Source organism: Bradyrhizobium symbiodeficiens, assembly GCF_002266465.3.
Taxonomy (GTDB): domain Bacteria; phylum Pseudomonadota; class Alphaproteobacteria; order Rhizobiales; family Xanthobacteraceae; genus Bradyrhizobium; species Bradyrhizobium symbiodeficiens.
This window is the reverse complement of sequence record NZ_CP029427.2, coordinates 5,577,224-5,599,773: the sequence shown is the minus strand read 5'-3', so window position 1 is coordinate 5,599,773 and position 22,550 is coordinate 5,577,224. Positions and strand designations below refer to the sequence as shown.

Genomic DNA, 22,550 nt, shown 5'->3' with positions numbered 1-22,550 from the left:
AGCTCGATCGATCCCGCCGCGCAGCCTCCCGGGCACAACACGACGCGACAATCACGAGCTTCGCCGAGCTGTCGGCAAAGCTCGTGACGCCAAGCTGAACCTTCAGCGCCTCGCGCCGACGCGATTGACGCCGCCATTTGCATTGCCGCCGGCATTGTGGCGGACCGCAGCACGAGCGACGGGCCTGGGCCTCAGGACGACGCCGGCCCGCGCAATGCAACCAACGGGATAGCCGACGTACTGGCAATACGCCGCAGCCGCAGCCGCCGGTGCCGGATTGACGGTGACGCCTGCAATTCCAATGAGGGCGCTGGCAGCGAGTCCCGAAACTGTCGCGGACTTGATCGAAAAGCGCATTCTTGGATTCATGATGATCCTCCCGTTTTCGTTTGCGCATGAAGGTAGCGAGAGCCGCCTTATCCGCGCCGATCACAACCCTTTTCTTCGAGGGATCAATCACGTTGATGTAGATCAAGCTTGCGCAGGCGGTTGCGCCGGTCCGGGGAGGTCGTGCTTGAGAGGCCGCCTGCAATATCCGTCGGGATGAGGTTTGTGCAGCAGCGATGATTTTCGGGAGGATGCCATCCTGGTCCCGTTTTGGCCGACGGGTCAACAGCGCGCAACGTGAAGTGCAATCCGAGAATCCCTGCATAGGACGCGCTTGCCTGGATCTCGCTACGCTCTGTCCGGGTTACACGGTCGTATGCCTGTTGGCCTGCGCTTAAGCCATTGATTTCACAACCCTCGTCTACTGTGCATGGGGTTGTTTTCGCATTTTTTGTTTTGGGAGGGGCTGCTAGCCGGCGCCGAGCGCGACCGCGACGTTATACGTCACGAGACTTGCCGCATACGCCAGCACCAGCATGTAGGTGAACGTCACCGCCATCCAGGTCCAGCTTCCGGTCTCGCGCCGGATCACGGCGAGCGTCGAGGCGCATTGCGGGGCGAAGATGTACCAGGCCAGCATCGACAGCGCGGTGGCGAGCGACCATTTCGTCGCCAGCACCTGGCCGATCTGCTCGGCCGCTTCCTTGCCGCCTTCGATCGCATAGACGGTGCCGAGTGCTGCGACCGCGACCTCGCGCGCCGCCATGCCCGGGATCAGCGCGACCGCGATCTGCCAGTTGAAGCCGACCGGGGCGAGCAGCGGTTCGAGCGCCTTGCCGATGATCGCGGCGAGGCTGAAGTCGATCGCCGGCTCGGTGGCGCCCGCCGGCGGCTGCGGGAACGAGGCGAGGAACCAGATCAGCACCATCATCGAGAAGATCGTGGTGCCGGCGCGCACCAGGAACATCTTGGCGCGGGTATAGATGCCGATCGCGATCGATTTCAGCCGCGGCATCTTGTAGTCCGGGAGCTCCAGCATGAACGGGGCTGGCGCATAGTCGCGCAGCATGAAGAACTTGATCAGGAACGAGACGGCGAGCGCGCTGGCGATGCCGGTGGCGTAGAGTCCGAACATCACGAGGCCCTGCAAATTGATGAAGCCCCAGACTTCCTTTGCGGGAATGAAGGCGGAGATGATCAGCGTGTAGACCGGAATGCGCGCCGAGCAGGTCATCAGCGGCGCGATCAGGATCGTCGTCAGCCGGTCGCGCTTGTTGTCGATCACGCGCGTCGCCATGATGCCGGGAATGGCGCAGGCAAAGCTCGACAGCAGCGGAATGAAGGCGCGGCCGTGCAGGCCGGCGCCGCCCATGATGCGGTCCATCAGGAACGCGGCGCGCGCCATGTAGCCGAAATCTTCCAACAGCAGGATGAACAGGAAGATGATGATGATCTGCGGCAGGAACACGATGACGCTGCCGACGCCCGAGATCACGCCGTTCTGGAGGAAGCTCTGCAGCAGGCCGGCGGGCAGGGTGGCGTGAACGAGCTCGCCGAGCGCATCGAAGCCCGAATTGAGCAGATCCATCAGCGGCTGCGCCCAGGCGAACACCGCCTGGAACATCACGAACAGGATCAGCATGAGCACGATGAGGCCCCCGACCGGATGCAGCACGATCCCGTCGATCCGCGCGGTCCAGGTGTCCGGACGGCTCGGCAGGCTGACGCAGTCGGCGATGATGCGATCGGCCTCGCGCTGGGTCGCGCGCAGCTCGGCGACACTGAGCGCGCGCCAGCTGTTCGCCTCCGCCTCGGCGGCGAGCTTGGCCGAGATCTCATCGGTCAGCTTCAGGAGGTCGGCGGTGCCGCCCTTGCGCACCGCGATCGAGGTGACCACGGGCAGTCCGAGCTCCTTGGCGAGCCGCTCGACGTCGACACTGATGCCGCGGCGGGCGGCGATGTCGAACATGTTGAGCACGAGCACCATCGGCCGCCCGGTGCGCTTGAGCTCCAGCAGCAGGCGGATGGTCAGGCGCAAATTGGTCGAATCGGCCACGCACAGCACGAGATCGGGCACGGCTTCGCCTGAGGCCTTGCCGAGCACGAAGTCGCGGGTGATCTCCTCGTCCGGGCTGCGGCCGCGCAGCGAATAGGTGCCGGGCAGGTCGACCAGCGAGACCTGGCGTCCCAAGGGAGTGACGAAGAAGCCTTCCTTGCGCTCGACGGTGACGCCGGGATAGTTCGCGACCTTCTGCCGGCTGCCGGTCAGGGCGTTGAACAGCGACGTCTTGCCGCTGTTCGGCGTGCCCACCAGGGCGAGATGCAGCAGGGGTAATTCCATGGAATCACTGGTCCGGGATCAGAGGTCCGGTCGCTGTCTAGGCGACGATGATGGCCATGGCTTCGCGGCGGCGGACCGCAATCGTGATGCTGTCGACCCGCACGGCGATCGGGTCGCGCCCGACCAGTCCCTCGTGCAGGATCTCGACCCGGGCGCCCTCGACGAAGCCGAGCTCGATCAGACGGCTTTCGAGCTCGATGTCGGAGAGCGCCGAGCCCGCATCGCGAGCTGAAAGATGCTGGATGACGCCGGTATAGCCGCGATGGGCCAGACCCAGCGGCATATGCGGGCGCGTGTCATTGGTGTCGGTCATGCCCTGTATTTTCAACGCAAGGCATTGAGGTCAAGCGCGCGTGCTCAATGAAACCGCACCTTAGAGCGATTATAAAGTGCGGGTGGCGGAGCGCCGTCGAAGGCGCTCCGGCGGCTACTGGGCCGGGACCTTGTCCGGCTGGGGGGCCATGGCCCGGCTCTTGAAGTAGTCCAGGACGAACAGACGGATCGCCGACGACAGATTTCCCTGTTGGCGGTTGTTGTCGATCTCGCCGACCAGCTCGGACAACGTCATGTTGCGCAGGCCGGAGATCTCTTTCATGCCGTTCCAGAACGCCTCTTCCAGGCTGACGCTGGTTTTGTGCCCGGCGACGACGATCGACCGTTTCACGACGGGCGACTTCATGGCTGCTCCTCGCGATCGATCTGATGCTGGTCCAACTGATGCTGGTCCAGGTGCGCCTTCGCCTTGTCCGCGCGCGCCTCCTCCGACGACCGTTCCGCCTTCGTGCGGCCGAACTTCGTCCGGTTGACGTCCGCCTGCTTCGCCGAGGCTTCCCGCTCGGCGCGCTTCCTGAAGCGATTCAGGTTGATGACGTTCCCCATGCCGCGTCTCCATCATCCGATCCTTTCCAGGCAGGATGAAACATTCAGAAACAGGGTGCCGCGCTGCGCCCCAAAAGACTTGATCGCCATTCGCTTGTCCTCGTCAATCGGCCGCTCGGGCCATCAAACGATGAATTTCACCCTCGTCGAGGGGCGGAAAGGCCTGCGTAGCACGCCGTTCCGCCGGAACATTGACGGTAATCAAATCCCGCCCCCAAAGCCGCACATTTCTGGGGCGCTCAGCGTCCGTATCATTACGGAGGGCTATCGGAATTCGGAGTTTTACCCCGGGCTGGTCATCTTCTCGGGGCGCACCAGGCGGTCGAACTCGTCGGCCGAGACGAAGCCGAGCCGCAGCGCCTCCTCCTTCAACGTGGTGCCGTTGGCATGGGCGGTCTTGGCCACCTTGGCGGCGTTGTCGTAGCCGATCTTCGGGGCGAGCGCGGTCACCAGCATCAGCGAGCGCTGCATCAGCTCGTTTATTCGCTTCTCGTCGGCGCGGATGCCGCTGACGCAATGCTCGGTGAAGGACCGCGCGGCATCCGCCATCAGGCGGATCGAGTGCAGCATGTTGTAGGCGAGCACGGGCTTGTAGACGTTGAGCTCGAAATGGCCCTGGCTGCCGGCCACCGTGATCGCAGTGTGATTGCCGAACACCTGGCAGCACACCATGGTCATCGCCTCGCACTGGGTCGGATTGACCTTGCCCGGCATGATCGAGGAGCCCGGCTCGTTCTCCGGCAGGATCAGCTCGCCCAGCCCTGAGCGCGGGCCTGATCCCAAGAGGCGGATGTCGTTGGCAATCTTGAACAGGCCGGTCGCGACCGAATTGATGGCGCCGTGCACCAGCACATAGGCATCGTTCGAGGCCAGCGCCTCGAATTTGTTGGCGGCGCTGGTGAAGGGAAGCTTCGTGATTGCGGCAACGTGCTTTGCGAACAGCTTGGCAAAGCGCGGCTTGGAGTTGAGGCCGGTGCCGACGGCGGTGCCGCCCTGCGCCAGCGGGTGAAGATCCTTCACGGCAACCTTGAGCCGGGCGATGCCGCTCTCGACCTGCGCTGCATAGCCGGAGAATTCCTGGCCGAGCGTCAGCGGCGTCGCATCCTGGGTATGGGTGCGGCCGATCTTCACGATCCTGGAAAACGCCTTCTCCTTCTTTCGCAGTGCGCGGAGGAGCTCGGTGAGGGCCGGGACGAGATCGGCAGTGATGCGGCTGGCGGCCGCGATGTGCATCGCGGTCGGAAACGAATCGTTCGACGACTGGCTCATGTTGACGTGATCGTTGGGATGCACCGGCTTCTTGGCGCCGAGCTCGCCGCCGAGCAGTTCGTTGGCGCGGTTGGCGATCACCTCGTTGAGGTTCATGTTGCTCTGCGTGCCGGAGCCGGTCTGCCACACCACGAGCGGAAAATGGTCGTCGAGTTTGCCGTCGATCACCTCGCGCGCGGCGCGGATGATGGCATTGGCGCGTCGCTGGTCGAGCAGGCCGAGCTCGAGGTTGGACTGCGCGGCCGCGAGCTTGACGATGCCGAGCGCGTGCACGAGCGAGATCGGCATGCGATCGGTGCCGATGCGGAAATTCTGGCGCGAGCGTTCGGTCTGCGCGCCCCAATAGCGGTCGGCAGGGACCTCGATGGGACCGAAACTGTCGGTCTCGATGCGGGTGGCGGGGCGGGCGGTCTTCGCGCGAGCGGCTTTGGCCATGAGCACATCCATTCTGCCGCGCGAAACGCCGCGCGGCTCTTTCATGTGCTTCTCTATATAGGGAGTTCGGCCGCGTGCGACGGGCTCAAGCCCAACCTAGATCATTTCTTGCGGAAACGATCGAGCCGCACAACTTCGGCGCCGCCCTGGTTCGGCGGGGTCGGCTCTTCCGGGGTCTCGGCCTTTTCCGTGGCGGCGGCGGGCACAGCTACGGCCGAAGGGGCAGGGGCGGCCGGCAAGTTCTCCGGCGCGACCTCGGCGACATCGGAGGTGTCGAACTGGAGGCCGAACTTCACGGACGGATCGAGGAAGCTCTTGATGGCGCTGAACGGCACGATCAGCCGCTCCGGAATGCCGCCGAAGGACAGCCCGACCTCGAAGCGGTCCTCAAGCACGGTCAGATCCCAGAATTGATGCTGCAGGATGATCGTCATCTCTTCCGGATATTGCGCCAGCAGCCGAGACGACAGCTTCACGCCCTCGGCCTTCGACACGAAGGTGATGAAGAAATGATGCTCGCCCGGCAGGCCTTGGGCGGCGGCATCGGTCAGCACCTTCCGCAGCACGCCGCGCAGCGCGTCGCGGGCAAGCACATCGTAACGGATATGATCGGTCGCCATGGTGGTCCTGTTGCATCCCGAAGCCGGACCGTGCCGATCCGACTCGCCAAGCCGCGATAGTACCGCGCCTGACGGGTCAGCAGGAGTCCCCGCCGAGGAAGAAATCAAGAGTAAAGTGGAGGCTTCTGTTGCCAGGTGCCTCCGAACCCCGCCTAACGGAGCTTAACCCGTTAGGACTTCAGAATGGTCTTTCAAACTGCGTTACGCAGCCTGAGCAACCGGAGCAAAGTTGTCGTTGGCAACTATTGCATAGCCCGATAACGGCGGAACAATACCGGGAAAAAGTTCGCCCTTTACGCCCTCGTCGATCCTATTTCGCCCCCGCCAAAACCCGCCTTTCGGCAGGCTGAAGCCCGAAGACCGGTGGGCTTTGGTGGAGGCGCCGGGTACCGCCCCCGGGTCCGAATGGTTTATTGCGACGACCGTTTATTTCCATAGCCGGCGAACCGGCACTCCCAATATAGGGGGCAAACGTTTCGAAAAACAGGGGTTTCGAGTCACACGGTGCGGTTCCCTTTGGATAGGTTCCGAACCGACGCGAGCCTGACCTTGGCCGCGGTGCAAGCCTCGTTCTAAGCTCCTAACATGTCCTCGGATTCAGCACCGGCCGTGCAAGAGCCGGATTTCGCCCCCGCTCCACCTGGCCTGCTCGCGCTGTTTCTGGCCTTTGCCAGAATGTCGCTGGCCGGTTTCGGCGGGGTCTTGGTGTTTGCCCGGCGGGCCATCGTCGAGCAGCATCGCTGGATGACGGCGGACGAGTTCAACGAGACCTTTGCGCTCTGCCATTTCCTGCCCGGGCCCAACATCGTCAATCTGTCGATGGTGTTCGGGTCGCGCCTGCGCGGCATCGCCGGCGGGGTTGCCGCCTTTGCCGGGCTGTTGCTGCCGCCGACCCTGATCATGACGGTGCTCGCGATCGCCTACGCCCGTTTCGGCGACCTCGACGTGCTGCGCCGCAGCCTCGCCGGCATCTCTTGCGCCGCGGTCGGGCTCTTGATTGCGGTGGTGTTCCGCATGATGACGCCGCTGCTGAAGCGGACGGATCCCCTCGCGCTGATCTTGATGGCCGGCGTGTTCCTCGCCATCGGCGTGCTTCGCCTGCCGCTTCCGGCGGTGCTGCTGGTTGCGATTCCCCTGAGCATCGGCGCCACTTTCTTCCTGCGGCGGAAAGTAGCAGCATGAAGCCTGAGAATCCGATCTGGGCGCTGATCTCCACCTTTGGACTGATGTCGCTGTTCGCGGTCGGCGGAGCCGCGGCGGCGGTGCCCGAGATGCACCGCATCGCGGTCGAGGTGCATCACTGGATGACCGACAAGCAGTTCACCGACGCCTATGCGATCGCGCAGCTCTCGCCAGGTCCAAACGTGCTTATCGTGACGTTAATCGGCTATGCCGTCGCCGGCATCCCCGGCGCATTGGCGGCGACGCTGGCGATGTGCCTGCCGACGGCGCTGCTTGCCTATTACGTCAGCCGGCTCCTGAATCGGCCGAGCCAATCGCGCTGGCCCGGCCTGATTCAGGCTGCACTGGTTCCGCTCTCGATCGGATTGATGGCGGCGAGTGCCCTGATCCTGGCCCAGTCGACCGATCGCACGATTGCTGCAGTGCTTCTGACCGCAGTGGTTGCGGTGGTCGCCTCCGTCTCGCGCATCAATCCACTGTGGCTCCTGCTCGCCGGCGGAGTGTTGGGTTTTGCTGGCATTGTGTGATGAAAATGGCTAGGCAGTGGAGCGGGCGAGGGGAACAACTTCCAAGCCGATTAGAACAACAGTGCTCGTGACTTAAGGGTCGCGGAGGAGACATGCATGGCCGATACGATGGGCCACTCGGCGACAGCCACCCGAAACACATCGATGGCGCTCGGCTTCTGTCTGCTGGCGATTGCGCCGCAGATTTTCGAATTCATCTGGTCGATAGGAACGATTTTCGGTTGGGGCGCGGGCCGCGGCCCGGCCACGGTCGTGATCAGCCACGCCACCGCGCTTCTTGCCGGTGCGCCCGGTGCGTTGATCGGAGCGGCCAGCGGCGACGGCAAGAAGGCGTCATCCGAGGTGCTTCTGGCGCTGATCTACACCTATCCGATCTTGGCGGTGGCGATCGTCACGCTGTTCATGACCATCAGGTCGGCTCAGGACTATGTCGGCGGGGTCATCCTGATGGCGCTGGGGCTGTTCGCGCTGTGGGCTTCGAGCGATCTGCAGGGCATGCGCGGCTTCTCCTTTGGTGCCGGCACGGCACCGCGGATGTTCGGCGGGTTGCTGGTAGTCTTGTCCGCCGCTATTGCCCTGACCGGTCTTCTGACCGATGGGCCGGGGATGTCCCATTATTCATGGCGCGGGCCGCTGTTCGTGATGGCCGCGATCCTGTTCTTCGCGCTGGCGATCCGACCGCTCGGCGTCGTGGTCTCAGCCTTCGTCAGCTTCATGATTGCGGCGGCAGGATCGCATGAGACGCGCTGGGTGGAGGCGGCCATCGTCGGCGCCTGCCTGACGGTCGGTTGTGCTGTGCTTTTCCCATATGTGCTCGGGTTGCCGATGCCGATGTTCCCGCGTTTCCTGATCCAGTGAGGGCGTAATGGATCTCTTTGCCAACCTCGCTCACGGCTTCGCCGTCGCGTTTTCCCCGATCAACCTCCTGATGTGCCTGATCGGCGCCCTCGTCGGTACGCTGGTCGGCGTGCTCCCGGGCATCGGCACCATCGCCACGGTCGCAATGCTGCTTCCGATCACGTTCGGATTGCCGCCGGTCGGCGCGCTGATCATGCTGGCCGGTATCTATTACGGCGCCCAGTATGGCGGCTCGACCACATCTATCCTGGTCAATATTCCAGGTGAGGCGACATCGGTCGTCACCGCTATCGACGGTCACCAGATGGCCAAGCAGGGTCGTGCCGGCCCGGCGCTGGCGATTGCGGCGATCGGCTCGTTCTTCGCCGGCTGCGTTGCGACCGTGCTCATTGCCGTGCTCGGCGCGCCGCTGACCAAGCTTGCGCTGGCGTTCGGTCCCGCAGAATATTTCTCGCTGATGGTGCTCGGCCTGATCTTCGCAGTCGTGCTGGCCAAGGGCTCGGTGCTGAAGGCGATCGCGATGATCGTGTTCGGCCTGCTGCTTTCGATGGTCGGCTCGGATATCGAAACCGGCGCCTCGCGCATGGCCTTCAACATTCCGGAGCTTGCCGACGGTCTCGGCTTCGCGACGGTGGCGATGGGTGTGTTCGGCTTCGCCGAGATCATCCGCAATCTCGACGCCGGCGCCGAGATGAATCGCGACCTCGTGCAGCAGAAGATCACCGGTCTGATGCCCACCAGGAAGGACCTGAAAGATTCGGCGCCTGCGATTCTGCGCGGCACCGCGCTCGGCTCGATCCTCGGCATCCTGCCGGGCGGCGGCGCGGTGATCGCTTCCTTCGCGGCCTACACGCTCGAAAAGAAGCTCGCCAAGGATCCCAAGCGGTTCGGCCGCGGCGCGATCGAGGGCGTTGCGGGGCCGGAAAGCGCCAACAACGCCGCGGCGCAGACCTCCTTCATTCCGCTGCTGACGCTCGGCATTCCGCCGAACGCGGTGATGGCGCTGATGGTGGGCGCGATGACCATCCACGGCATCGTGCCGGGCCCGCAGGTGATGCAGAAGCAGCCCGATCTCGTCTGGGGCATGATCGCCTCGATGTGGATCGGCAATCTGATGCTGATCATCATCAACCTGCCGCTGGTAGGTATCTGGGTTCGCCTGCTCCGCGTGCCGTACCGGTTGATGTTTCCTTCGATCGTCATCTTCTGCGCGATCGGCATCTACTCGGTGAACAACGCGCCGGTCGACGTCATCCTTGCCGGCGTGTTCGGTCTCGTCGGCTATTGGCTGATCAAGCACGATTTCGAGCCGGCGCCGCTGCTGCTCGGCATGGTGCTGGGACCGCTGATGGAGGAAAACCTGCGCCGCGCGCTGCTGATCTCGCGCGGTGACTGGAGCGTGTTCCTGACGCGTCCGCTGTCGGCGGTGCTGCTCGCGATCGCAGCGGGCCTGCTGCTGCTGACGGTGTTGCCGGCGCTGCGGTCGAAGCGTGACGAGGTGTTCACCGAATCCGAGAACTGAGGGCGCCTGCGTCGGCGCGCCGCATGCGGAAGTCGGATCGACTTGTGCTACGGCTTCGTGAAATGAAAATGCCGGCCGTTGGGCCGGCATTTTGCTTGGTATCCAATTGTTTGTGTCCAAGGGACCGATACGGGGATCGACATGACCTTCATTCGCGCGCTCACGGGCGCCTGTGCCGCAGCGCTTGCGTCGCTATCCGCTTTTGTTGCACCGGCGGAGGCGCAGACCTATCCGACGCGCAGCATCACCATGATCGTGCCGTTTGCGGCCGGCGGCCCGACCGACGTGATCTCGCGCATCGTCACCGGGCATATGGCGCAGACGCTGGGCCAGAGCATCATCATCGAGAACGTGGTCGGCGCCGGCGGCACCACCGCCACCTCGCGCGCCGCGCGCGCGGCCAATGACGGCTACACGCTGATCACCGGGCATATGGGCACGCATGCCGCATCGGTGCCGCTCTATCCCAAGCTCGCCTATCATCCCGAAAAGGACTTCGAGCCGATCGCGCTGCTCGCGGGCACCCCGATCCTGATCCTCGCGCGCAAGGACTTTCCGCCGAAGGATTTGAAGGAGTTCGTGGCCTATGTGAAGGCCAACGCCGAGAAGGTGAACGCTGCCCATGCCGGCGTCGGCTCGGTCTCGCACGTCTCCTGCGAGCTCCTGCACTCGATCCTCGACATCAAGCCGGTCAGTGTGCCCTTCAACGGCACGGGACCCGCGATGAACGCGCTGGTGGCGGGGCAGGTCGACTACATGTGCGACCAGATCGTCAACGCCGTGCCGCAGATCAATGCCGGCACCATCAAGGCCTATGCGATCGCAACGCCGGAGCGCAATCCGTCGCTGCCGAACGTGCCGACCACGGCGGAAGCGGGCCTGCCGAAATTCCAGGCCCAGGCCTGGAACGCGATGTTCGCGCCCAAGGGAACTTCGCCGGCGATCCTGGCCAGCCTGAACGCTGCGGCCAGCAAGGCGCTCGACGACGAGACCGTGAAGAAGCGCCTGCTCGAGCTCGGCAGCGTCATCCCGAGCCCTGCTGAGCGGACGCCGGAGGCTCTGGCGGCCCTCGTCAAGAACGAGATCGCGAAGTGGACCCCGGTGCTCAAGCCGGCAACTTAGCCAGCACTTTCAAGTCGATAGGTGAGGGGCGGGACGCAAGTTCCGCCCCTTGTCGTTTGCGCCGGGATGCTCATTTTTCCGGGTATAATCGGTGCAGGCGGCGAATCGCTGCTGTCGTACCGCAGGGGGCGCCGTTAAGTTCGCCGCCTCCCCAAAGGCTCAGTCGCACATGCACCAGTATCAGGACCTGCTCGAGCGGATTCTTTCAGACGGCGCCGAGAAGACCGATCGGACCGGCACCGGCACGCTCTCGGTGTTCGGCCATCAGATGCGCTTCAATCTGTCGGCCGGCTTCCCGATGCTGACGACCAAGCGGCTGCCGCTGAAGGCGATCATCCACGAGCTGTTGTGGTTCCTGAAGGGCGACACCAACATCAAATATCTGCGCGACAACGGCGTCACCATCTGGGACGAGTGGGCCGACGCCAATGGCGACCTTGGCCCGGTTTACGGGCATCAGTGGCGCTCCTGGCCAACGCCTGATGGCGGCAGCATCGACCAGATCGCCAAGGTCATCGACATGATCAAGCGCACCCCGGATTCGCGCCGGCTGATCGTCACCGCCTGGAATCCGGCCGACGTCGACAAGATGGCGCTGCCGCCCTGCCATCTGCTGTTCCAGTTCTATGTCGCCAACGGCAAGCTGTCGTGCCAGCTCTATCAGCGCTCGGCCGACGTCTTCCTCGGAGTGCCCTTCAACATCGCCTCCTACGCGCTGCTGACCATGATGGTGGCTCAGGTCACCGGCCTGAAGCCCGGCGACTTCGTGCATTCGTTCGGCGACACGCACCTTTATTCCAACCATCTGGAGCAGGCGCGGCTTCAACTGACACGTGCCCCGCGTCCGCTGCCGGTGATGCGGATCAATCCCGAGGTGAAGGACATCTTCTCCTTCCGCTTTGAGGATTTCGAACTCGTCGGCTACGACCCTCATCCGCACATCAAGGCGGAAGTCGCGGTCTAGCGCCGATGTCGCTCAACATCCGCCGTGTGCGCCCGGGCGAAGCCGGGCTCGTTCTTGCTTTCATCCGCGAGCTCGCCGAATACGAAAAACTCGCGCACGAGGTGGAGGCGACCGAGGCTGACATCGCCGAGGCGCTGTTCGGTGAGAGGGCGCAGCTCTATTGTGCGATCGCCGAGTGGAACGGCGAGCCGGTCGGTTTCGCGGTGTGGTTTGCGAATTTCTCCACCTTCAGCGGCCGCCATGGCATCTATCTCGAAGATCTCTACGTGCGGCCGTCGCATCGGGGCAGGGGCCTCGGCAAGGCGCTGCTGGTCTATCTCGCCAAGGAATGCGTCGACAACGGCTGGTCCCGCCTGCAATGGGCGGTGCTCGACTGGAACGCGCCGTCGATCGCGTTCTACAAGTCGCTCGGCGCGGTCATGATGGACGACTGGACGCTGTGCCGCGTCACCGGGCCAGCGTTGACGCGGCTTGCCGGGAGTGTGCCCTGATGGAGATCGTCTTCGTCGTCGCGATCGCGGAGAACGGCGTCATCGGCGCGGGCAATGCGATGCCGTGGCGATTGAAATCCGACATGGCGCGCTTCAAGACGCTGACCATCGGCAAGCCCGTGATCATGGGCCGCAAGACCTTCGAATCCCTGCCCCGCCGTCCCCTGCCGGGCCGCACCAACATCGTGATCACGCGTGATGCGGCTTATCGTGCCAAGGGCGCCCTCGTCACGACGTCCGCCGCAGATGCGGACGCGGTTGCGCGCGGCGATGCCCTGCGGCGTTCGGCCACTGAGATCGCCGTGATCGGCGGCGCCGAGATCTTTCGGCAATGGCTCGATCGCGCCGATCGCCTCGAAATCACCGAAGTGCATGCGCGGCCCGACGGCGACACGCATTTCGACATCAACAAGGCGGAATGGGATGAGGTCGCACGCGTCCGCCATCCTGCCGGAGGCGAGGACAGTGCCGAATACTCCTATGTGACATATCGTCGGCGGCGCGGCCATTAACCGCTTTCTTCAATGTTTACATTGACTTTTTCGCGCCCGAGCATAGCTCGGAAGACGGTCACCGCTGCGTTGTAAGGGACTGGCCTGTCCCCTATAAAGCCGGACCGGACAAAGCGGGCGGGGGCAATTCCACCCTGCCGAGGAGAGCGTCGAATGCCGTGGAAGAATCAGGGCGGTGGCCCATGGGGCTCGGGTCCGAAGGGACCATGGGGCTCAGGCCCGCAACCAGTCGGGCCGAGGCCGCCGGATCTGGAAGACCTTCTGCGGCGCGGCCAGGACCGCCTCCAGCAGATCATGCCGGGAGGCTATTTCTCCGGCATAGGCATCACGCTGGTCGTGCTGCTGATCGCCGCGTTCTGGTTGTTGTCCGGCTTCTTCCGCGTGCAGTCCGAAGAGCTCGGCGTCGTGCTGCGCTTCGGCAAGCACGTTCGCACCGTGCAGCCAGGCCTGAACTATCATCTGCCCTATCCGATCGAGACCGTGCTGCTGCCGAAGGCGCTGCGCGTCAACACCCTCTCGATCGGCATGACGCTGATCGATGACCCGGCGCGGCGCGGCCGTTCCGTTCGGGACGTGCCCGAAGAGAGTCTGATGCTGACCGGTGACGAGAACATCGTCGACGTCGATTTCACCGTGCTTTGGCGCATCAAGCCGGACGGTGTCGGCGACTTCCTCTTCAACATCCAGAATCCCGAGGGCACCGTGAAGGCGGTCGCCGAGAGCTCGATGCGCGAGGTGATCGGCCGCTCCCAGATCCAGCCGATCCTGACCGGTGCGCGCAACGTCACCGAACAGGGCGTGCAGGAGCTGATCCAGAAGACTCTGGACACCTACGGTGCCGGCATTCAGATCAGCCAGGTGCAGATGCAGAAGGTCGACCCGCCGGCGCAGGTGATCGACGCCTTCCGCGACGTCCAGGCTGCGCGCGCCAATCTCGAGCAGTTGCAGAACGAGGCGCAGACTTACGCCAACCAAGTGGTGCCGCAGGCGCGCGGTCGCTCGGCGCAGATTCTGCAGGCCGCCGAAGGCTACAAGGAGCAGGCGGTCGCCGAGGCCAAGGGCCAGAGCGCTCGCTTCCTGAAGGTGTACGAGGAATACAAGAAGGCGCCCGACGTGACGCGTGAACGGATCTATCTGGAGACGATGGAGCGCGTGCTCGGCGGCTCTGAAAAGCTCATTTATGACGGCGGCCAGTCCGGCCAGGGCGTCGTGCCTTATCTGCCGCTCAGTGAGCTGACGGCCAAGCGGCCGCCTACCACCGGTCAGCCCTCGAGCGGAGGCACCCGATGAGGTCTCCGGTCACAGGTATCGTCACGCTGCTCGCCCTCCTGCTCGTCGTGATCGTCGGCTACATGTCGTTGTTCACGGTACAGCAGACCGAGCAGACCATCGTGCTGCAATTCGGCCGGCCCGTCGACGTCGTCACCGATCCCGGCCTGCATTTCAAGGCGCCGTGGAACTCGGTGATCAACATCGACAAGCGGATCCTCGATCTCGAGAACCCGTCGCAGGAAGCGATCGCTTCCGACCAGAAGCGGCTCGTTGTCGACGCTTTCGCACGCTACCGCATCAAGGACGCGCTGCGCTTCTATCAGAGCATCGGCTCGATCCAGGCCGCCAACATCCAGCTCACCACGCTTCTGAACGCGGCGCTGCGCCGCGTGCTCGGCGAGGTCACCTTCATCAACGTGGTGCGCGACGACCGCGAGAAGCTGATGCAGCGCATTCGCGACCAGCTCGACCGCGAGGCCGACGGCTACGGCATCCAGGTCGTCGACGTCCGGATCCGCCGCGCCGACCTGCCGGAGCAGAACAGCCAGGCAGTCTACCAGCGCATGAAGACCGAGCGTGAGCGCGAAGCCGCCGAGTTCCGCGCCCAGGGCGGACAGAAGGCCCAGGAGATCAAGTCCAAGGCCGATCGTGAGGCAACCGTCATCGTTGCCGAAGCGAATTCGCAGGCCGAGCAGACCCGGGGTGCGGGCGATGCCGAGCGCAACCGCCTGTTCGCGGAAGCCTACAGCAAGGATGCCGACTTCTTCGCCTTCTACCGGTCGATGACGGCCTACGAGAATGGGCTGAAGTCGAACGACACCCGCTTCCTGCTGCGGCCGGACTCGGATTTCTTCCGGTACTTCAGTAACCCGTCCGGCAAAATGGCGACTGAGACGCCGGCGAAGCCGTAAGCCAGACAAAGGGCGGCGGATATCGCCGCCCTTCGTCCAGACAAGAACAACATACCGGGAGGTTCCGATCCGATGAGGTCCATTGCGTTCACCGATTTCCTCATCGGTTTGGGCATCCTGTTCGTGCTGGAAGGCTTGATGTTCGCGGCCAGTCCCAACTGGATGCGGAAGGCCATGAAGAGCGCCATCGCCACGCCGGACAACATCCTGCGCGCGGTCGGGATCGGTTCGGCCGTCGCCGGCCTGGTCCTGATCTGGGTGATGCGACGCCCCATTTAGGCGTCTCGCCAACGCCAAAGTGAAGGCGAAAGACCGGTTTTCGCCGTATTATAGGGGTCCTGAGGCCCGCTAAGCTCCGCGCTTGCGCCGTCTCCCCGTCAAGCGCAGTCTGGCGCCAAATCCCTCTCTCTGGAGATCACAATGACCGCTGCCGCCCTTGCTCCGTCCCGCTCGCGACTTGGTGTGCGAATTGGGCTGGCCGCGCTCGCCGTCGCTGCTTTCAGCGCGCTCGGCACGCCGGCCTATGCGCGCGGACCGGAGGGTATCGCCGACGTCGCCGAGAAGGTGATCGACGCGGTCGTCAACATCTCGACCTCGCAGACCGTCGAGGCCAAGGGCGGCGGCGGCAACGCCATGCCGCAATTGCCGCCCGGCTCGCCCTTCGAGGAGTTCTTCGACGACTTCTTCAAGAACCGCAAGGGCCCCGGCGGCGGCAAGGGCGGTGAAAACAGCCCGGCGCCGCGCAAGACCAACTCGCTCGGAAGCGGCTTCATCATCGACACGTCGGGCATCGTCGTTACCAACAACCACGTCATCGCGGACGCCGACGAGATCAACGTCATCCTCAACGACGGCACCAAGATCAAGGCCGAGCTGGTCGGCGTCGACAAGAAGACCGATCTTGCGGTGCTGAAGTTCAAGCCGACCAAGCCGCTGATCGCGGTGAAGTTCGGCGATAGCGACAAGCTGCGTCTCGGCGACTGGGTGGTCGCGATCGGCAACCCGTTCAGCCTGGGCGGCACGGTGACGGCCGGAATCGTCTCGGCCAAGAACCGCGACATCTCCTCGGGTCCCTATGACAGCTACATCCAGACCGACGCCTCCATCAACCGCGGCAATTCCGGTGGCCCGCTGTTCAACCTCGATGGCGACGTCATCGGCGTCAACACGCTGATCATCTCGCCCTCGGGCGGCTCGATCGGCATCGGCTTCGCCGTGCCATCGAAGACGGTCGCGGGCGTCGTCGACCAGCTCCGTCAGTTCGGCGAGTTGCGCCGCGGCTGGCTGGGGGTGCGGATCCAGAGCGTCACCGACGAGATCGCCGAGAGCCTCAGCATCAAGCCGGCGCGCGGTGCGCTGGTTGCGGGCATCGACGACAAGGGTCCCGCCAAGCCGGCCGGCATCGAGCCGGGCGACGTCGTCGTCAAGTTCGACGGCAAGGACGTCAAGGATCCGAAGGACCTGTCCCGCGTCGTCGCCGACACGGCGGTCGGCAAGGAGGTCGACGTCGTCATCATCCGCAAGGGCAAGGAAGAAACCAAGAAAGTCACGCTCGGCCGCCTCCAGGATCCCGACAAGGTGCAGGCCGCGGTGAAGACCGACGAGCCCGCGCCCGAGAAGCCGGTGACGCAGAAGGCGCTGGGCCTTGACCTTGCGGCGCTGAACAAGGATCTGCGCACCCGCTACAAGATCAAGGAAAGCGTCAAGGGCGTGGTCGTCACCAATGTCGACGCCAATTCCGACGCCGCCGAAAAGCGCCTCTCCGCCGGCGACGTCATCGTCGAGGTCGCGCAGGAGGCGGTGTCCAGCGGCGCCGACATCCAGAAGCGGGTCGATCAGCTCAAGAAGGACGGCAAGAAGTCGGTGCTGCTGCTGGTCTCCAACGCCGACGGCGAGCTGCGGTTCGTGGCACTGAGCGTGCAGTAGTCGCAAGGGCAGAGACTTGTAGGGTGGGCAAAGCGAAGCGTGCCCACGTCTTTCTATCGCTGAAACAAAGGTGGGCACGGCGCTAACGCGCCTTTGCCCACCCTACGGCAGCTGAGTGTGCAGCTAGAGACTACCCCTCCACGAACTCCTCGCGCCGATAGCCCTGCGCATAGAGCAGCGCGGTGAGATCGCCATGGTCGATCCGCGCCGCGGCGGCAGCGGCCACGGCCGGCTTGGCGTGATAGGCAACGCCAAGTCCCGCCGCCTGGATCATCGCCAGATCATTGGCGCCATCGCCGACCACGACCGAGTCGATGTCGTCGAGATCGAACGATTCCATCAAATCCACCAGCGTCGCGAGCTTTGCCGCCCGGCCCAAAATCGGCTCCTTCACCTCGCCGGTGAACTTGCCGTCGCGCACGACGAGCTCGTTGGCGCGGTTCTCCTGGAAACCGATCCTGGCGGCGACCGCGGTCGTGAACAGCGTGAAGCCGCCGGAGACGAGGCAGGTATAGGCGCCGTGGGCGCGCATGGTCGCGACCAGTTCGCGACCGCCCGGGGTCAGCGTGATGCGCTTGGCCAGGACTTCGTCGACCACGCCGGCGGGCAGGTCCTTCAGCAGCGCCACGCGCTCGCGCAGCGCCGGCTCGAACTCGATCTCGCCGCGCATGGCGCGTTCGGTGATGCCTGCGACGTGGGCTTTCATCCCGACGAGGTCGGCGAGCTCGTCGATGCACTCCTGGCCGATCATGGTGGAATCCATATCGGCGAGAAAAAGCTTCTTGCGCCTGAAGCCGACAGGCTGCACCACGATGTCGACGGGGAGATCGCCGCGAAGCTCGCGGAGCCGCTGCTCGATGGCGTGACGGTCGCCTTCGAGGTTACTGTCGGCGCCGAAGGGAATGTCGACCGCAACCCCGTCGAACAGCCAGCGCGCGGGTGCTGCCTGGGGCAGCACGGCGCGGGCGCCATCGACGATGGTGCTATCGAGCGCGGGGTTGTCGGGGTTGCAGATCAGCGTGGCGACGAGGGACATTTGAGGTTTTCGTGAGCGAGGAACAGGTCGGCAGAAGGCAGCTTGGCGAGGCCGTGCTTATCGCAGGCCCGACCGCCAGCGGCAAGTCGGCGCTGGCGCTGGAGCTCGCCCTCAGCACGGGTGGGGTCGTCATCAATGCCGACTCCATGCAGGTCTATCGTGACCTCCGCGTCATCACGGCGCGTCCCACACAAAGCGAGGAGGCGCGCGCGCCGCACCGTCTCTACGGCCATGTCGATGCGGCCGTGAACTTCTCGGCGGGCGCCTGGGTGGCTGACGCGGCAAAGGCGCTCGACGAGGCGAAAGCGGAAGGCCGTCTGCCGATCTTCGTCGGCGGCACCGGCCTCTATTTCAAGGCGCTGACGGCGGGGCTCTCCGTGGTGCCGCCAATTCCTGCCGAGGTGCGCGAGGACGTGCGCGCGCGGCTGGAACGCAACGGCGCGGAGGCGCTGCATGCGGAACTGGCGCGTCGCGACCCCGGTGCGGCCGGGCGATTGAACCTGCGTGACCGCACCCGGATCGCGCGCGCACTCGAGGTGGTCGAGGCGACCGGCCGTTCGCTGCTCGACTGGCACAGGGAAGGCCAGCCGCCGCTGCTGCCGAAGCACAGTTTTCGCGCGGTGTTTCTCGCGCCCGAGCGGGACGAACTCTATGCCCGCATCGATGCCCGGTTCGACGCCATGCTGGACGCCGGCGCGCTGAGGGAGGTCGAGCGGCTCGCCGCCCGACATCTCGATCCGCTGCTGCCGGCGATGAAGGCTCATGGCGTGCCGGCCCTGATCCGCCATCTGCGCGGTGAGCTCAGCCGGGAGGACGCCGCAGGAATCGGTCGCGCCGACACCCGCCACTATGCCAAGCGGCAATTCACCTGGTTCCGGCATCAATTGCCGGAGTTCGAATGGGTGAAGTCCGGGGAGGCACGGGAATGGCTCGCCGCCATTGTGAGCGCGGCCAGAGACCACGGCTGACACGTTATTCTGTCCGGGTTCCCGAATTTACCTCTCGCCCAACCCAGGGAACACCGCTACACTGCCAAAATCGCGCGAGAACGGCCGCATCGCCTTGACATCCAGGGTTTGGCCGCTATGTTTCGCGCAACCTTTGGGAAGCCGAGCGTCAGTCATGCGCAACATTATTACCAGACTCCTTATCGCCGTCGTACCCAGGCACACCGCCGGGGGTGGCTAGCTGCCATCCACATGACAGGCGGTGTGCATGGGCCCTCTTCGGGGCCTTTTTTATTTCCCGAACCAGACACGAACGAAGCCGCTGACAACAGCGCATCCGGAGCAAGCCAATGAGCGACAAGAGCCACGATCCGAACCAGATGACCGGCGCCGCGATGATCGTCCGCGCGCTCATCGATCACGGCGTGACCGACATTTTCGGCTATCCCGGCGGCGCGGTGCTTCCGATCTATGACGAGATCTTCCAGCAGAGCGAGGTCCAGCACATCCTGGTCCGCCACGAGCAGGGCGCGGGCCATGCGGCCGAAGGCTATGCGCGCTCCACCGGCAAGCCCGGCGTTGCCCTGGTGACCTCCGGCCCCGGCGCCACCAACATGGTGACGCCGCTCACCGACGCGCTGATGGACTCGATCCCGCTGGTCTGCATCTCCGGCCAGGTGCCGACGCATCTGATCGGCAACGACGCCTTCCAGGAATGCGACACGGTCGGCATCACGCGTCCCTGCACCAAGCACAATTGGCTGGTGCGCGACGTCAACGATCTCGCCAAGGTGCTGCACGAGGCCTTCTACGTCGCGACCACGGGCCGTCCGGGTCCGGTGCTGGTCGACGTGCCCAAGGACGTGCAGTTCGCGACCGGCACCTATCACCCGCCACGCAAGTCCGACGTGCATCGCTCCTACGCGCCGCGCGTGAAGGGCGACGCGACGCAGATCCGCAAGGCCGTGGCGTTGCTGGCCAATGCCAAGCGCCCCGTGATCTACAGCGGCGGCGGCGTCATCAATTCCGGCCCCGAAGCGACCAAACTGTTGCGCGAGCTGGTCGAGGTCACGGGCTTTCCCATCACCTCGACGCTGATGGGTCTCGGCGCCTATCCGGCGTCGGGCAAGAACTGGCTCGGCATGCTCGGCATGCACGGCACTTACGAAGCCAACATGTCGATGCATGATTGCGACGTCATGCTGTGCGTCGGCGCGCGCTTCGACGACCGCATCACCGGCCGGGTCGACGCGTTCTCGCCGGGCTCGAAGAAGATACACATCGACATCGACCCGTCCTCGATCAACAAGAACATCCGCGTCGACGTGCCGATCATCGGCGATTGCGGCAACATCCTCGGCGACATCCTCCAGGTGTTCAAGGCGGAGGCGAAGAAGCCCGACATCAAGGCGTGGTGGCAGCAGATCGCGCAGTGGCGCGCCCGCAACTCGCTCTACTTCAAGAAGAGCAACGACGTCATCCTGCCGCAGCATGCGATCCAGAGCCTGTTCGAGGCGACGCGCGGCAGGGACACCTACATCACGACCGAGGTCGGCCAGCACCAGATGTGGGCGGCGCAGTTCTACGGCTTCGAGGAGCCGCATCGCTGGATGACCTCGGGCGGTCTCGGCACCATGGGCTACGGCCTGCCGGCCGCGGTCGGCGTGCAGGTGGCCCATCCCGACAGCCTGGTCATCGACATCGCCGGCGATGCCTCGGTGCAGATGACGATGCAGGAGATGTCGACGGCGGTTCAGTACGAACTGCCGATCAAGATCTTCATCCTCAACAACCAGTACATGGGCATGGTGCGGCAGTGGCAGCAGCTGCTGCACGGCAACCGGCTGTCGCATTCCTATTCGGAGGCGATGCCGGACTTCGTCAAGCTCGCGGAAGCTTATGGCGGCGTCGGCTTCCAGGTGCACAAGCCCGGCGATCTCGACGGTGCCATCCAGGAGATGATCTCGGTCAAGCGCCCGGTGCTGTTCGACTGCCGCGTCGCGTCACTGGAAAACTGCTTCCCGATGATCCCGTCCGGCAAGGCGCACAACGAGATGCTGCTGCCGGAGCAGGCCAACGACGAGGCCACCGCCAAGGCGTTTGCCGGCGGCAAGGCGCTGGTGTGACGAAGACATTTGAGGGGACGACAATGAACCAGCCCGCATCCGCCTACTTCATCGAAGAGCGCCACGATCCCAACGAGACGCACACGCTTGCCGTGCTCGTGCAGAACGAGCCCGGCGTGCTCGCGCGCGTCATCGGCCTGTTCTCGGGCCGCGGCTACAACATCGAGAGCCTCACGGTCTCGGAGACCGAGGCCCAGAAGCACCTGTCGCGCATCACCATCGTCACCACCGGTACGCCGATGGTGATCGCGCAGATCAAGAACCAGCTCGACCGCATGATCCCGGTCTACCAGGTCGTCGACATGACCCAGACCCGGCGCTCGATCGAGCGCGAGCTCGCGATGGTGAAGGTGCGCGGGCAGGGCGAGCATCGGGTCGAGGCGCTCAGGCTCGCGGATGCCTTCCGCGCCCGCGTGATCGACGCCACCACCGAGAGCTTTGTGTTCGAGATCACAGGCAACACGGACAAGATCAATCAATATATCGACCTGATGCGTCCGCTCGGCCTCGTCGAGGTTTCGCGCACCGGCGTTGCCGCGATCGGCCGCGGGCCTGAAGGAATGTGAACCATGCTGGCGCGCGACTGGTATTATAACGAGCGGAACCGGATGGGGATCGAGCCTGCTGTGGCCTCGATCTACGACGCCCATGACGATGCCGATCTGCGGGCGCGCGCCGCACTGAAAATGTTGGGAGTCCAGCGCGGCTGGCGCATCGCCGACATCGGCTGCGGCAACGGCGTGCTGGCGACCGAAGCGGCGCTGATGGGTGCCGAGGTCGATGCCATCGACATATCGCCGGCAATGCTGGCGCTCGCCGAAATTTACGCGCGTGACCGCAAGGCGAAGGTCACAACCCAGTCAGCCGGCCTGCTCAGCTTCGCCTACCGGCCGGAATCCTACGACCTGATCGTCAGCGAGTTCACGCTGCACCATCTGCCGGATTTCTGGAAGGCGGTGGCGATGTCGCGAATTTTCCGCGCGCTCAAGCCCGGAGCGACGTTCTATCTGCGCGACCTCGTCTACGCCGCGATGCCCGACGCCATCGAGCGCGACGTCGAGCAATGGGCCGACTTCCAGATCAAGAACCACGATTTTCCGCGCGACAGCGTCGTCACGCACATGCGCGACGAATATTCCACTTTCGGCTGGGTGATGGAGCGGATGCTGACCGACGTCGGCTTCACGCTGGTCTCGGCCGATTACCACGCACCGATGCACGGCACGTATCTGCTGCGCAAACCAAGAGCCGGCGAGCAAGGCTAGACGACAAACAACAGGGCT

24 protein-coding genes and 1 other RNA gene are annotated in these 22,550 nt (G+C 64.4%); 16 read left to right on the top strand and 9 right to left on the bottom strand.

Annotation, left to right across the window (positions count from 1 at the left end; translation table 11 throughout):
- Positions 1-102: 102 nt before the first annotated feature.
- The 8 genes from CIT39_RS26340 to ssrA form a co-directional block, all read right to left on the bottom strand.
- The gene (locus tag CIT39_RS26340; RefSeq protein WP_094977409.1) at positions 103-369 is read right to left on the bottom strand and encodes a hypothetical protein; all 267 of its coding nucleotides are present in this window, start codon (positions 367-369) and stop codon (positions 103-105) included.
- Positions 370-796: 427 nt separating this feature from the next.
- The gene (gene feoB / locus CIT39_RS26335) at positions 797-2,668 is read right to left on the bottom strand and encodes a ferrous iron transporter B (protein ID WP_094977410.1); all 1,872 of its coding nucleotides are present in this window, start codon (positions 2,666-2,668) and stop codon (positions 797-799) included.
- Positions 2,669-2,705: 37 nt separating this feature from the next.
- Entirely contained in the window at positions 2,706-2,981 is a 276-nt protein-coding gene (locus tag CIT39_RS26330; RefSeq protein ID WP_094977411.1) for a FeoA family protein, read from the bottom strand.
- Between the two features lie 114 nt (positions 2,982-3,095).
- Complete coding sequence (locus CIT39_RS26325) at positions 3,096-3,347, bottom strand: ribbon-helix-helix domain-containing protein (protein ID WP_063202285.1); 252 nt, start codon at positions 3,345-3,347, stop codon at positions 3,096-3,098.
- Positions 3,344-3,547: a DUF4169 family protein gene (locus CIT39_RS26320; protein ID WP_094977412.1), complete on the bottom strand. Its 204-nt coding sequence runs from the start codon at positions 3,545-3,547 to the stop codon at positions 3,344-3,346. Before CIT39_RS26320 ends, CIT39_RS26325 begins: the two co-directional genes overlap by 4 nt.
- Positions 3,548-3,829: 282 nt before the next feature.
- Entirely contained in the window at positions 3,830-5,263 is a 1,434-nt protein-coding gene (gene fumC, locus CIT39_RS26315) for a class II fumarate hydratase (protein ID WP_094977847.1), read from the bottom strand.
- 89 nt (positions 5,264-5,352) lie between these two features.
- Positions 5,353-5,871: an SspB family protein gene (locus CIT39_RS26310; protein ID WP_094977413.1), complete on the bottom strand. Its 519-nt coding sequence runs from the start codon at positions 5,869-5,871 to the stop codon at positions 5,353-5,355.
- Positions 5,872-5,985: 114 nt separating this feature from the next.
- Positions 5,986-6,361, bottom strand: a transfer-messenger RNA (tmRNA) gene (gene ssrA, locus CIT39_RS26305).
- Positions 6,362-6,456: 95 nt separating this feature from the next.
- Here ssrA and CIT39_RS26300 point away from each other — a divergent pair.
- From CIT39_RS26300 to CIT39_RS26245, 12 genes are all read left to right on the top strand, one after another.
- Positions 6,457-7,053, top strand: a complete 597-nt coding sequence (locus tag CIT39_RS26300) for a chromate transporter (protein ID WP_094977414.1) — start codon at positions 6,457-6,459, stop codon at positions 7,051-7,053.
- Complete coding sequence (locus CIT39_RS26295; RefSeq protein WP_094977415.1) at positions 7,050-7,580, top strand: chromate transporter; 531 nt, start codon at positions 7,050-7,052, stop codon at positions 7,578-7,580. Before CIT39_RS26300 ends, CIT39_RS26295 begins: the two co-directional genes overlap by 4 nt.
- A 96-nt stretch (positions 7,581-7,676) precedes the next feature.
- A complete protein-coding gene (locus CIT39_RS26290) occupies positions 7,677-8,438 on the top strand; it encodes a tripartite tricarboxylate transporter TctB family protein (RefSeq protein WP_094977416.1) in 762 nt (253 codons plus the stop codon).
- Between the two features lie 7 nt (positions 8,439-8,445).
- Positions 8,446-9,960 (top strand): tripartite tricarboxylate transporter permease, encoded by a 1,515-nt coding sequence (locus CIT39_RS26285; RefSeq protein WP_094977417.1) that lies wholly within the window; start codon positions 8,446-8,448, stop codon positions 9,958-9,960.
- A 141-nt stretch (positions 9,961-10,101) separates the two neighbouring features.
- Entirely contained in the window at positions 10,102-11,082 is a 981-nt protein-coding gene (locus tag CIT39_RS26280) for a tripartite tricarboxylate transporter substrate binding protein BugD (RefSeq protein ID WP_094977418.1), read from the top strand.
- Between the two features lie 169 nt (positions 11,083-11,251).
- Entirely contained in the window at positions 11,252-12,046 is a 795-nt protein-coding gene (locus tag CIT39_RS26275; protein ID WP_094977419.1) for a thymidylate synthase, read from the top strand.
- A 5-nt stretch (positions 12,047-12,051) separates the two neighbouring features.
- Positions 12,052-12,537 (top strand): GNAT family N-acetyltransferase, encoded by a 486-nt coding sequence (locus CIT39_RS26270; RefSeq protein WP_094977420.1) that lies wholly within the window; start codon positions 12,052-12,054, stop codon positions 12,535-12,537.
- On the top strand, positions 12,537-13,049 hold the full coding sequence (locus tag CIT39_RS26265; protein ID WP_094977421.1) for a dihydrofolate reductase: 513 nt from the start codon (positions 12,537-12,539) through the stop codon (positions 13,047-13,049). The genes CIT39_RS26270 and CIT39_RS26265 overlap by 1 nt, the downstream gene beginning before the upstream one ends.
- Before the next feature lie 153 nt (positions 13,050-13,202).
- Entirely contained in the window at positions 13,203-14,339 is a 1,137-nt protein-coding gene (hflK, locus tag CIT39_RS26260; RefSeq protein WP_094977422.1) for an FtsH protease activity modulator HflK, read from the top strand.
- Complete coding sequence (hflC, locus tag CIT39_RS26255) at positions 14,336-15,232, top strand: protease modulator HflC (protein ID WP_094977423.1); 897 nt, start codon at positions 14,336-14,338, stop codon at positions 15,230-15,232. Before hflK ends, hflC begins: the two co-directional genes overlap by 4 nt.
- A gap of 72 nt (positions 15,233-15,304) precedes the next feature.
- Entirely contained in the window at positions 15,305-15,511 is a 207-nt protein-coding gene (locus CIT39_RS26250; protein ID WP_094893965.1) for a DUF2065 domain-containing protein, read from the top strand.
- Between the two features lie 141 nt (positions 15,512-15,652).
- Entirely contained in the window at positions 15,653-17,158 is a 1,506-nt protein-coding gene (locus CIT39_RS26245) for a Do family serine endopeptidase (protein ID WP_094977424.1), read from the top strand.
- Between the two features lie 130 nt (positions 17,159-17,288).
- Here CIT39_RS26245 and serB read toward each other — a convergent pair whose 3' ends face one another.
- Positions 17,289-18,194, bottom strand: coding sequence for a phosphoserine phosphatase SerB (serB, locus tag CIT39_RS26240; RefSeq protein WP_094977425.1), 906 nt, complete (start codon positions 18,192-18,194; stop codon positions 17,289-17,291).
- A gap of 11 nt (positions 18,195-18,205) precedes the next feature.
- Between serB and miaA the strand changes: the two genes are divergently transcribed.
- From miaA to CIT39_RS26220, 4 genes are all read left to right on the top strand, one after another.
- Complete coding sequence (gene miaA, locus CIT39_RS26235) at positions 18,206-19,162, top strand: tRNA (adenosine(37)-N6)-dimethylallyltransferase MiaA (protein ID WP_094977426.1); 957 nt, start codon at positions 18,206-18,208, stop codon at positions 19,160-19,162.
- A 329-nt stretch (positions 19,163-19,491) separates the two neighbouring features.
- Positions 19,492-21,267, top strand: coding sequence for an acetolactate synthase 3 large subunit (locus tag CIT39_RS26230; RefSeq protein ID WP_094977427.1), 1,776 nt, complete (start codon positions 19,492-19,494; stop codon positions 21,265-21,267).
- 23 nt (positions 21,268-21,290) lie between these two features.
- Positions 21,291-21,833, top strand: coding sequence for an acetolactate synthase small subunit (gene ilvN, locus CIT39_RS26225; protein WP_028145447.1), 543 nt, complete (start codon positions 21,291-21,293; stop codon positions 21,831-21,833).
- A 3-nt stretch (positions 21,834-21,836) separates the two neighbouring features.
- Positions 21,837-22,532 (top strand): class I SAM-dependent methyltransferase, encoded by a 696-nt coding sequence (locus CIT39_RS26220; protein ID WP_094977428.1) that lies wholly within the window; start codon positions 21,837-21,839, stop codon positions 22,530-22,532.
- Positions 22,533-22,550 lie beyond the last annotated feature (18 nt).

What these genes read in the sequence shown, in the direction of transcription:
- ilvN (WP_028145447.1), top strand. Translation starts at nt 21,291, where the DNA reads ATGAACCAGCCCGCATCCGCCTACTTCATCGAAGAGCGCCACGATCCC.
- CIT39_RS26310 (WP_094977413.1), bottom strand. Translation starts at nt 5,871, where the DNA reads ATGGCGACCGATCATATCCGTTACGATGTGCTTGCCCGCGACGCGCTG.
- CIT39_RS26275 (WP_094977419.1), top strand. Translation starts at nt 11,252, where the DNA reads ATGCACCAGTATCAGGACCTGCTCGAGCGGATTCTTTCAGACGGCGCC.
- CIT39_RS26290 (WP_094977416.1), top strand. Translation starts at nt 7,677, where the DNA reads ATGGCCGATACGATGGGCCACTCGGCGACAGCCACCCGAAACACATCG.
- CIT39_RS26325 (WP_063202285.1), bottom strand. Translation starts at nt 3,347, where the DNA reads ATGAAGTCGCCCGTCGTGAAACGGTCGATCGTCGTCGCCGGGCACAAA.
- CIT39_RS26295 (WP_094977415.1), top strand. Translation starts at nt 7,050, where the DNA reads ATGAAGCCTGAGAATCCGATCTGGGCGCTGATCTCCACCTTTGGACTG.
- CIT39_RS26245 (WP_094977424.1), top strand. Translation starts at nt 15,653, where the DNA reads ATGACCGCTGCCGCCCTTGCTCCGTCCCGCTCGCGACTTGGTGTGCGA.
- CIT39_RS26340 (WP_094977409.1), bottom strand. Translation starts at nt 369, where the DNA reads ATGAATCCAAGAATGCGCTTTTCGATCAAGTCCGCGACAGTTTCGGGA.
- feoB (WP_094977410.1), bottom strand. Translation starts at nt 2,668, where the DNA reads ATGGAATTACCCCTGCTGCATCTCGCCCTGGTGGGCACGCCGAACAGC.
- CIT39_RS26220 (WP_094977428.1), top strand. Translation starts at nt 21,837, where the DNA reads ATGCTGGCGCGCGACTGGTATTATAACGAGCGGAACCGGATGGGGATC.
- CIT39_RS26270 (WP_094977420.1), top strand. Translation starts at nt 12,052, where the DNA reads ATGTCGCTCAACATCCGCCGTGTGCGCCCGGGCGAAGCCGGGCTCGTT.
- CIT39_RS26300 (WP_094977414.1), top strand. Translation starts at nt 6,457, where the DNA reads ATGTCCTCGGATTCAGCACCGGCCGTGCAAGAGCCGGATTTCGCCCCC.
- serB (WP_094977425.1), bottom strand. Translation starts at nt 18,194, where the DNA reads ATGTCCCTCGTCGCCACGCTGATCTGCAACCCCGACAACCCCGCGCTC.
- hflC (WP_094977423.1), top strand. Translation starts at nt 14,336, where the DNA reads ATGAGGTCTCCGGTCACAGGTATCGTCACGCTGCTCGCCCTCCTGCTC.
- CIT39_RS26320 (WP_094977412.1), bottom strand. Translation starts at nt 3,547, where the DNA reads ATGGGGAACGTCATCAACCTGAATCGCTTCAGGAAGCGCGCCGAGCGG.
- CIT39_RS26230 (WP_094977427.1), top strand. Translation starts at nt 19,492, where the DNA reads ATGAGCGACAAGAGCCACGATCCGAACCAGATGACCGGCGCCGCGATG.
- CIT39_RS26285 (WP_094977417.1), top strand. Translation starts at nt 8,446, where the DNA reads ATGGATCTCTTTGCCAACCTCGCTCACGGCTTCGCCGTCGCGTTTTCC.
- CIT39_RS26330 (WP_094977411.1), bottom strand. Translation starts at nt 2,981, where the DNA reads ATGACCGACACCAATGACACGCGCCCGCATATGCCGCTGGGTCTGGCC.
- hflK (WP_094977422.1), top strand. Translation starts at nt 13,203, where the DNA reads ATGCCGTGGAAGAATCAGGGCGGTGGCCCATGGGGCTCGGGTCCGAAG.
- CIT39_RS26250 (WP_094893965.1), top strand. Translation starts at nt 15,305, where the DNA reads ATGAGGTCCATTGCGTTCACCGATTTCCTCATCGGTTTGGGCATCCTG.
- CIT39_RS26280 (WP_094977418.1), top strand. Translation starts at nt 10,102, where the DNA reads ATGACCTTCATTCGCGCGCTCACGGGCGCCTGTGCCGCAGCGCTTGCG.
- fumC (WP_094977847.1), bottom strand. Translation starts at nt 5,263, where the DNA reads ATGGATGTGCTCATGGCCAAAGCCGCTCGCGCGAAGACCGCCCGCCCC.
- CIT39_RS26265 (WP_094977421.1), top strand. Translation starts at nt 12,537, where the DNA reads ATGGAGATCGTCTTCGTCGTCGCGATCGCGGAGAACGGCGTCATCGGC.